This is a genomic window from Nonomuraea sp. NPDC049152, from assembly GCF_040648355.1.
Lineage (GTDB): Bacteria > Actinomycetota > Actinomycetes > Streptosporangiales > Streptosporangiaceae > Nonomuraea.
Genome location: NZ_JBEZDO010000096.1, coordinates 1 through 1452, shown reverse-complemented (window position 1 = coordinate 1452; position 1452 = coordinate 1). Strand labels below are relative to the sequence as shown.

Genomic DNA, 1452 nt, shown 5'->3' with positions numbered 1-1452 from the left:
AGAGTGCGTTACGCGAGCCTCTGCCCGTGATGCCGCAGTGTGATCGAGGGGATTTGTAGCGTTACCGCCAATAGGCGGGTCCGGGTGTGCTGGGATAGCGCGGTGACCGAGCGCAAGCCCTACCCGAGCGACTTAACCGACGCGCAGTGGGCGTTGATCGAGCCCGTGCTCACGGCATGGAAGGCCGCCCACCCGTCGGTCAGCGGCCACGAGGGCAACTACGAGCTGCGTGAGATCGTCAACGCGATCCGCTACCAGGGACGAACCGGCGTCCAATGGGACTACCTCCCCCACGATCTGCCGCCCAAGGGCGCGACGTACTACTACTTCGCCAAGTGGCGCGACGACGGCACCGACAAGACGATCCACGACCTGCTGCGCTGGCACCTGCGCGAGAAGAAGAAACGATTAGCCGACCCGAGCCTGGTCGTGCTGGACACCCAGAGCGTCCACGTCGCGGCCGGGGTCCCCGCCTCCACCACCGGAAGAGATGCCGCGAAACGGGTGCCGGGCCGCAAGCGTGGCCTGGCCGTGGACGTTCTTGGGCTGGTCATCGCTGTGGTCGTGCTCGCGGCCTCTACTCACGAGAACACCGCCGGGATCGCCCTGCTCGACCGGGTTGCCGCCACCACCGAGGGCGCCGTGACCAAGGCGCTGGTCGACCAGGGGTTCAAGAACGCGGTCGTGGCTCATGGGGCCGACCTGGGGATCGACGTGGACATCGTCGAACGCAACCCCGCCGGCAAGGGGTTCGTCCCCCAGCCGAAACGGTGGGTTGTCGAGCAGACGTACGGGATCTTGATGTTCCACCGGCGTCTGGTCCGCGACTACGAGCACCGTCCCTCCAGTTCGGAATCACGGGTGTATTGGGCGATGACGGACGTGATGTCCCGCCGTCTGACCCGTGCCGCCCCGTCCTGGCGGTGGACATGACCAGGCCCGATACCCGCCCGCCCGACCCCGGGACCTGGCTTGTGGACCGGCTGGATGCCCGCGAACAGGCCTTGACCGGCCAGATCGAGCAGACCCAGGCCGAGATCGACACCCTGACCACGCGCCTGGGCGAACTCAGCGAGGCGATCGAGCACCTGCGGATCAGCCGCAAGACCCTCATCTCCCTCGCCGAAGAAGACCCCGCCCCAGTCGAGCCGAACGCGCCACCCGCCGGCTTCGATCATCCCGCCTACCAGCAGATCCTCACCGTCTTCGGCGAGACCGGCGGATCTCTGCGCGCCCGCGACCTGGCTCTGGCGATGGATCTGCCCCTGACGGCCAACGGCATCCAAAACGTCCGCGCCAAGCTCAAACGCCTGGTCAGCCGCGGCATCCTCGTCGAAACCGAGCCTGGCTTGTTCGCCCAGCCGCGCCCGTAGACCGAACGGTGGATCGCCGACCAGTAGACCTAATCCAACCGCAACGACGAAAGGGACATCAGCTCGCGTAACGCACTCT

At 66.8% G+C, this 1452-nt stretch carries 2 protein-coding genes; both read left to right on the top strand.

Annotation, left to right across the window (positions count from 1 at the left end; translation table 11 throughout):
- Positions 1 to 102 precede the first annotated feature (102 nt).
- On the top strand, positions 103 to 933 hold the full coding sequence (locus AB0B45_RS51475) for an IS5 family transposase (RefSeq protein ID WP_358146387.1): 831 nt from the start codon (positions 103 to 105) through the stop codon (positions 931 to 933).
- Positions 924 to 1373: a hypothetical protein gene (locus tag AB0B45_RS51470; protein ID WP_358146385.1), complete on the top strand. Its 450-nt coding sequence runs from the start codon at positions 924 to 926 to the stop codon at positions 1371 to 1373. Before AB0B45_RS51475 ends, AB0B45_RS51470 begins: the two co-directional genes overlap by 10 nt.
- Positions 1374 to 1452 lie beyond the last annotated feature (79 nt).